Origin of the sequence: Burkholderia sp. Se-20378 (assembly GCF_017104665.1) — a bacterium.
GTDB classification, from domain to species: domain Bacteria; phylum Pseudomonadota; class Gammaproteobacteria; order Burkholderiales; family Burkholderiaceae; genus Burkholderia; species Burkholderia lata.
In genome coordinates, this window is sequence record NZ_JAAGPG010000061.1 from 20,717 (window position 1) to 27,694 (window position 6,978).

Here is a 6,978-nt window from a genome sequence, read left to right on the forward strand (position 1 = left end):
TCCTGGCCCGCGCACGCAGCACATAAAAGAGCGACCTGCATGCCGTCCATCGGACCGGCCAGTATCGAACCCAAGGCGGTTAATTATATTTTCTCGATCCGACAAACAGCTTGCGTTCGGGAAATCCTATTAACTGTTCCATCGACGATCATTAACCGCACTGGAGCGGACGGGCAGGACGCCATCGGCGCCTCTGAACGACGTTCGCCAGGTTCGAATGGCCGAACCTCAAGACGGTTCAGGCCGCCCACATAAAAGAAATGGAGGAGTCAGTTGAGCTTGTTCAGAACCAAGGATCTTGCGGCGATGGTCGCTGCAAGTCACGTACCGCACGGCTTGAAGAAGGTGTTGGGGCCATTCGATCTCATCCTGATGGGGATCGGCGCGATCGTCGGGACCGGCATCTTCGTGCTGACTGGCACTGGGGCGCTTACCGCCGGCCCTGCGTTGACCGTCTCGTTCGTGATCGCGGCGCTCGCCTGCGGATTCGCGGCGATGTGCTACGCGGAATTCGCGTCGTCGGTGCCGGTGGCGGGTTCAATCTACACCTACAGCTATGCCACGATGGGCGAGTTGGTGGCATGGATGATCGGCTGGGACCTGATGCTCGAGTACGGCCTGGCGAGTTCCGCGGTGTCGGTCGGCTGGTCGGGGTACTTCCAGTCGCTCATCGGCGGATTCGGGCTGCATCTGCCCGCCGTGCTCTCGGCCGCTCCAGGCGCCATGCCCGGTGTCCAGACATGGTTCAACCTTCCAGCATTCCTGATCATGCTGGTGTTGACCGCCATGTTGTCACTCGGGATGCGGGAATCGGCCCGGATCAACAACGTAATGGTGGGGCTGAAGGTCGGCGTCGTCCTGTTGTTCATCGTCGTCGGAGCGCGTCATGTTCAACCGGTGAACTGGCATCCGTTTACGCCCTTCGGTTACTCGGGCGTGTTCAGCGCGGCGGCACTGGTGTTTTTCGCGTTCATCGGCTTCGATGCGGTGACGTCCGCCGCCGAGGAGGTGAAGCGACCTGCTCGGGATCTGCCGATCGGCATCATCGGATCGCTGGCGGTGTGTGCGGTGTTGTACGTGGTCGTGTCCGCGATCATGACCGGCATCGTTCCTTACAAAAAATTCGTTGGCATCGACCACCCGGTGTCGCTCGCGCTGCAATACGCGGGTGAGAACTGGGTCGCCGGTTTCGTTGACCTCGGTGCGATTCTCGGGATGACCACCGTCATTCTCGTAATGACTTACGGCCAGACGCGCATCGTGTTCGCGATGTCCCGCGATGGCCTTCTGCCGAAGCGACTGTCGAGCGTTCATTCGACTCTCGGCACGCCGTTCTTCGCGACCTGGATCGTCGGGATTCTGTTTGGCCTCGTCGCAGCGGTCGTGCCGCTCAACGTGTTGACCGAACTGATCAACATTGGAACGCTGGCGGCGTTCAGCCTGATTTCCGTCGCCGTCATCATCTTGCGCAAGACCCGGCCCGATCTCCCGCGCGCATTTCGCTGCCCGGCCGTGCCGCTCGTTCCGATCCTCGCGATTGCATTCTGTATCGCGCTGACTGCCTTCCTGCAGGCCACGACGTGGATCGCATTTCTGGTCTGGCTCACGATCGGGCTCGTGGTGTATTTCACGTACGCGCGACAACGGTCGCACCTCAACTGACTTCAGGGCAACACGACGGATGTCGGTTGCGTGCCATTTTCATTTCACGAGTGAACGCACATGGGATACGACTTTGACCGCTTGATTTCCCGCCGAGGCACCAACGCGTTGGCGGAAGAGGGCTTCGAAAATTACCTGTTCGGGGCCGATGCCGACGCTCCCTTGCTTGACAGGCCGACGGACGAATTGATCTCGATGTGGGTCGCCGACATGCAGTTCGCTGTGCCGGATGTGGCGATCGACGCGATCACCGAGCGTCTGAAGCATCCGGTGTTCGGCTACACGATGAACTTCGATGATCAGCTCTATCAGGTATTCCACGCCTGGTGTGTCGAGCGGTACGACTGGCGTTTCACGCGCGACGAGATGCAGGTCTCGTTGGGTGTCATACCGGCGCTCTTTAGCCTGGTCGAATATATATGCGAACCGGGTGAGAAGGTGCTCACCCAGGCACCGGCCTACGGCTACTTCAAGCATGCGACGGTTCAACGCGATCGCGAACTCGTGACTTCGTGCTTGCTTGTGTCCGACGATGGCGATTACGCAATCGACTTCGACGACTTCGAGTCCAAAGTCAGTGATCCTGCGGTCAAGCTGTTTTTCCTTTGCCATCCTCACAACCCGACGGGCCGCATCTGGAGCGACGACGAACTGCGTCGCATGGGCGAGCTTTGTATCGCGAACGGAGTCAAGATCGTTTCCGACGAGATTCATTGCGATCTGCTCAGAGCCGGACGCCGTCACACGCCATTGGCCAAGCTGTTTCCGAACAGCAGGGACATCATCACCTGCATGGCGGTCAGCAAGACGTTCAACCTGGCTGGAATGATGATTGCGACCGTGATCGTCCCGGATCCGGAATTGCGCGACGCGTGGAAGCACCGGCATTACCCGTTTGTGAACCCGCTCAGCCTGGCCGCTGCGATTGGCGCGTACAGAGATGGCGCACCGTGGTTGGAGGCGTTGCGCTCGTACCTGGACGGTAACTTTGCATGGACGCGGCAGTTTCTGAACGAGCATCTGCCCGAGGCCGGATTCCGCGTGCCTGATGCAACGTACCTGGCGTGGATCGACTTGCACGCCTACTTCGACGAGTCGGTGAACCTGACCAAATTCTTTCTGGAAAAGGCTGGGGTCATTCTCGAAGGCGGCGAGATGTTCGTCGAGAACGGTGGTTGCTGCGTACGGCTCAATCTCGCATGCCCGCGCGTACAGGTGCAACGTGCGCTCGAAAGGATGTGCGATGCGATCGTCGATTATCGCGGCGCGGCGGTTGCTATTACCCAATCCCTCAAAGCATCTGTGTAACGGAGAAAAATGATGACCGATTGGAACGAGTGTCGTGAGCAACTTGTGCAGCGCTTCCGGGAATTTTCGAAGCTTGCCCCGGACACGATGAAAGGCATTGCGTCGCTTGGTCAGGCTGGTGAGAAGACCAATTCTCTGGATGCCAAGACAAGGGAACTGATTGCCCTTGCTGTTGCCGTGACGACGCGTTGTGAGGGCTGCATTGCATTCCATGCAAGCGAAGCGAAGAAGGCCGGTGCGACGGTCGACGAACTGTCGGAAGCACTCGGCGTCGCGATTCATCTGAATGCCGGCGCCGCACTGGTCTATTCCGCGCGTACGCTCGACGCCTTCAACAAGGTCTAAGGGGGCGTGGTACGCGCCGAAAGCACTTCCTGTCGTGCGGGCCCGAAACCTCGCCGTCGCAGGGAGCGAGGTTTCGCGGCCGCCGACGGCGTTCAGGCTGCTGCCGCCTGATGAATCGGGTTGCGCTGCTCGCCACCTAGGATCTCGATGAGACTGGTCAACATCCGCTCCAATTCACCGGTCATCAGCGTGACATCCGAGTCGAAGCGTTCAGCGTCGTTCTGCGCGGTCGGATCCGCTGCTTCCTTGATCACGTCGAGCGGCGTCACGCGTTTGATCGTCAGCGACGGCGTCAGCACGAAGGAGATCCGGTTATCCCAGGTCATCGCAAGGCGCATGCATTGTTTGCCGGCCTCGATGTGCCGGCGCATGTCGTTCGCTTCCAGCGCGTGGCCGACGTATCGCACCGTGGCGCCGCCTTCGCCGCTCGAGCGCAACTCGGCGTCCTGGTCCACGGTGAATCCGCCCGGCGCCTCGCCGGACAACAGCCAATCCGTCATTGCGGCGACCGGCGAATGCGCTACCTGAACACCGGCGAGCGGAATCTGATCGATCGATTTGACGAGCAGGCCGCGAACATCGTCGGCAACAGCCTGTGAAGCCGCATCGATGACGAGCCAGCCGTTCGCCGTATCGATCCACACGCGGGTGTCGCGGCGAATGGTGAACGCGCGCGGGAGCAGTTCGTCGGTCACCTGCTCCTTGAGTTCGCGCATCTGCTTTCGCCCGACCTTGAAGCCTTGCTGCTCCTCGACTTCGAGCGCTCGCTCCTTGGTCACCTGATTGACGACCGACGCCGGGAGCAGTTTCTTTTCGGCACGAAACGTGAGCAACATCTGCCGGTTGATCGAATACACAAGTGCACCGTCGTCACACGGCGACGCCCACCCGAAGCTCTGCATCTCGACGCTGCTGCCAGGCTGAAACGCGTGGGGCGCCAGCCATTTTTCCATCTGATCGGGGGTAACGGCCCAAGGTGCCGGAAGACGATGAAGCTGAAGGTTCTTGAACCACATAGGAGTACGGGCAAAGCGCATCATTCTATATGACGGTGATGCTTACGGTGCGGATTCGGTCGTTCGATGTGATGGTTCAAGTCGTTGACTGTTGTAGTGCGGGGTAGGTGGGCATCGCTCACTAAATTCGCGACGAAAGGGGAGTCACGCGCGTCTTGAAGGCTGATGCTGCGACATTTGCCGATGGCAAAGAGATTCTCCTTCCTGGCAATTCTGAACTTGTATCGCCATAGCTTGGTGCCGGACGGATTCACCACCAGGTCCAGTCCATTGAAGTCGTCAAGTTTGGTAGGCTTATCTCTGCCTTTGCTCGTCGGATCTTGATGTCGTCAGGTGGCACGGTGAAAAAGCGGATATCGCGTTCGGGTGGTCGAAACGATAGCCGCTTTGCTACCCCCTTCTTTCTCGGCGAGACGCATTTCCCTGCGAATGCGAGCAAACGGCGAAAGGGCGTAAGATGCCCGATTGGCAAGGGTGACAGGCAAGTCGCCGAACCAGAACGAACAGGAGCAACCGAAGTGATCCGTCATATCGTCATGTGGAAGTTGAAAGAATCGGCCGAAGGCGCGACGCGCGCACAGAACGCGCTGAAGCTGAAGGAAAAGCTCGAAGGCTGCCGCGACCTCGTGCCGGGCACGCTGCAGATCGACGTCGGCGTGGCGACGCCCGGCCTCGACGCGACCGCCGACATCGTGCTCGTGTCCGATTTCGCGGACAAGGCCGCACTCGATGCCTACCAGGTGCACCCGGTTCACCAGGAAGTGAAGAAATTCGTCGTCGCGGTGGCTGAATCGCGCGAGTGCGTCGACTACATCGTCGACAGCGCACGATGAGCGACGCGGCAACCCCGACGGACGGCCCGTCGATCGAAAGCCCGTTCGTCGACATGCTCGGCGTGCAGCTCGTGTCAGCGAAGGACGGCGCAAGCGAGATTGTGCTGCCGCTCGAGGAGCGGCACATGAACACGTGGAGCATCGCGCACGGCGGCGTGACGATGACGCTCGCGGACATCGCGCTCGCGATGGCCGCACGCAGCCTGACCGACGACGGCATCGGCGTCGTGACGGTCGAGATGAAGGTGAACTTCATGCAGCCGGGGCGCGGCGAGTTGCGCGCTTACGGGCGCGTGATGCATCGCTCGACGACGATGGCTTACTGCGAAGGCGAGGTGCGCGACAGCGACGGCAATTTCGTCGCGAAAGCGCTCGGCACGTTCAAGTACATGCGGCGGCTCGCGGTGGGCCGCGACATCAAGCGGCAACGCTCGCGCACGGCGCCGGACGCCCAGCCCGGCCCGAGCGACGCGTAAGCGCCCGGACGCGCGGCGGCCCTGCCTCTTCACCGGCAGGGCCGTTTTGTTTTGCGGCGTGCATTGGCACACCGGAATTTCGACGCGCACGACGCGGTGCGCTCGCCTGACGCGCGCATGGCATCATGCACGCTTGTCCGTTCACGGTGCCACGCCGGCGCCGTCCTAACCGATGCCGCTGAATCCGAAGATCGCCCAGGTGCTCGACATGATCGAGCGTGCGAAACGTCCGTCCTATCACCACCAGACGCCGCAGCAGGCGCGCGCCGCGTACGAGAAGAGCGCGCCGATCCTCGACGTCGCATCGGCGCCGATGCATTCGGTCGAGGAATGCGTCGTGCCGACGCGCGACGGCCGCACGATTGGCGCACGGCTGTACTTGCCGGTCGCGCCGAGTCTCGCGGAGCCGCTGCCCGCGCTGGTCTACTACCATGGTGGCGGCTTCACGGTCGGCAGCGTCGATACGCACGACGCGCTGTGCCGGATGTTCGCGCACGATGCGCAATGCGCGGTGCTGTCGGTCGGCTACCGGCTCGCGCCGGAACACCGGTTCCCGACCGCGGTGAACGACGCCGACGACGCGTTGCAATGGTTGCATCGCGAGGCCGCCACGTTCGGCATCGATGCCGAACGGCTGGCGGTCGGCGGCGACAGCGCGGGCGGCACGCTCGCCACCGTCTGTGCGGTGCTCGCACGCGACGCAGGCATTCGCCTTGCGCTGCAGATGCTGATCTATCCGGGCGTGACGGGCTACCAGGACACCGAATCGCACGCACGGCTCGCGAACGGCTACCTGCTGACGCAGGACACGATCCAGTGGTTCTTCACGCAATACGTGCGTGATCGGGCGGACCGCGACGACTGGCGTTTCGCACCGCTCGACGGCACGCGCGATGCACCGTCGTTCGCGGGTGTCGCGCCGGCGTGGATCGCGACGGCCGAATACGATCCGCTGAGCGACGAAGGCGCCGCGTATGCGGAGAAGTTGCGCGCGGCGGGCAACGTGGTCACGCTGGTCTGCTATCCGGGGATGATCCACGAATTCTTCAAGATGGGCGGCTACGTACCCGAGGTACGGGTCGCGCATGCCGATGCGGTCGCGGCGCTGAAGGCCGCATTCGACGACGTTTGACGGCGGTTGTTGAGCGGCGAACGCGCCGCATGGGAGCTGCGATGACGGACGGCGTAGTGGAAACGGGCGACTGGACGGTGCTGGGCGGCGACGCCGCGCGGATTCGCGACGCGGTGTTCGTGCGCGAGCAGCAGATTCCGCCGGAATGGGAGCTCGACGACGACGATCCGCTGTCGCTTCATGCGGTGGCGTACCGGGTCGATGAG

Annotated in this window: 8 protein-coding genes and 1 pseudogene; 7 read left to right on the plus strand and 2 right to left on the minus strand. The window is 61.8% G+C overall.

Features of this window, described 5'->3' with window-relative positions; translation table 11 throughout:
• The first annotated feature begins 273 nt into the window (after positions 1–273).
• Genes G3N93_RS10170 through G3N93_RS10180 form a run of 3 tightly spaced genes read left to right on the plus strand, consistent with a single transcriptional unit; the run spans position 274 to position 3,315 of the window.
• Complete coding sequence (locus G3N93_RS10170; protein WP_277396532.1) at positions 274–1,662, plus strand: amino acid permease; 1,389 nt, start codon at positions 274–276, stop codon at positions 1,660–1,662.
• 60 nt (positions 1,663–1,722) lie between these two features.
• Positions 1,723–2,970, plus strand: a complete 1,248-nt coding sequence (locus G3N93_RS10175; RefSeq protein ID WP_206132944.1) for a MalY/PatB family protein — start codon at positions 1,723–1,725, stop codon at positions 2,968–2,970.
• A gap of 12 nt (positions 2,971–2,982) precedes the next feature.
• Positions 2,983–3,315 carry a carboxymuconolactone decarboxylase family protein gene (locus tag G3N93_RS10180; protein WP_206132945.1) on the plus strand — a complete coding sequence of 111 codons (333 nt, stop codon included), beginning with the start codon at positions 2,983–2,985 and terminating at the stop codon, positions 3,313–3,315.
• Between the two features lie 92 nt (positions 3,316–3,407).
• Here the strand turns inward: G3N93_RS10180 and G3N93_RS10185 are convergent, their stop codons facing one another.
• Positions 3,408–4,331, minus strand: a complete 924-nt coding sequence (locus tag G3N93_RS10185; RefSeq protein ID WP_206132946.1) for a recombination-associated protein RdgC — start codon at positions 4,329–4,331, stop codon at positions 3,408–3,410.
• Between the two features lie 20 nt (positions 4,332–4,351).
• Positions 4,352–4,588, minus strand: coding sequence for an Arm DNA-binding domain-containing protein (locus tag G3N93_RS42435; protein WP_206132947.1), 237 nt, complete (start codon positions 4,586–4,588; stop codon positions 4,352–4,354).
• A gap of 261 nt (positions 4,589–4,849) precedes the next feature.
• On the opposite strand from G3N93_RS42435, the gene G3N93_RS10195 reads away from it, so the two are divergent.
• The 4 genes and pseudogenes from G3N93_RS10195 to G3N93_RS10210 all read left to right on the plus strand — a co-directional run.
• Positions 4,850–5,164: a Dabb family protein gene (locus G3N93_RS10195; protein WP_027787175.1), complete on the plus strand. Its 315-nt coding sequence runs from the start codon at positions 4,850–4,852 to the stop codon at positions 5,162–5,164.
• Entirely contained in the window at positions 5,161–5,640 is a 480-nt protein-coding gene (locus G3N93_RS10200; protein ID WP_046545900.1) for a PaaI family thioesterase, read from the plus strand. Before G3N93_RS10195 ends, G3N93_RS10200 begins: the two co-directional genes overlap by 4 nt.
• A 172-nt stretch (positions 5,641–5,812) precedes the next feature.
• Positions 5,813–6,772: an alpha/beta hydrolase gene (locus G3N93_RS10205; RefSeq protein WP_206132948.1), complete on the plus strand. Its 960-nt coding sequence runs from the start codon at positions 5,813–5,815 to the stop codon at positions 6,770–6,772.
• 41 nt (positions 6,773–6,813) lie between these two features.
• Positions 6,814–6,978, plus strand: a pseudogene (locus tag G3N93_RS10210) (GNAT family N-acetyltransferase); the annotation flags it as partial.

Coding starts and splice junctions, on each gene's coding strand:
- G3N93_RS10205 (WP_206132948.1), top strand. CDS start 5,813: ATGCCGCTGAATCCGAAGATCGCCCAGGTGCTCGACATGATCGAGCGT.
- G3N93_RS10185 (WP_206132946.1), bottom strand. CDS start 4,331: ATGTGGTTCAAGAACCTTCAGCTTCATCGTCTTCCGGCACCTTGGGCC.
- G3N93_RS10200 (WP_046545900.1), top strand. CDS start 5,161: ATGAGCGACGCGGCAACCCCGACGGACGGCCCGTCGATCGAAAGCCCG.
- G3N93_RS10175 (WP_206132944.1), top strand. CDS start 1,723: ATGGGATACGACTTTGACCGCTTGATTTCCCGCCGAGGCACCAACGCG.
- G3N93_RS10180 (WP_206132945.1), top strand. CDS start 2,983: ATGACCGATTGGAACGAGTGTCGTGAGCAACTTGTGCAGCGCTTCCGG.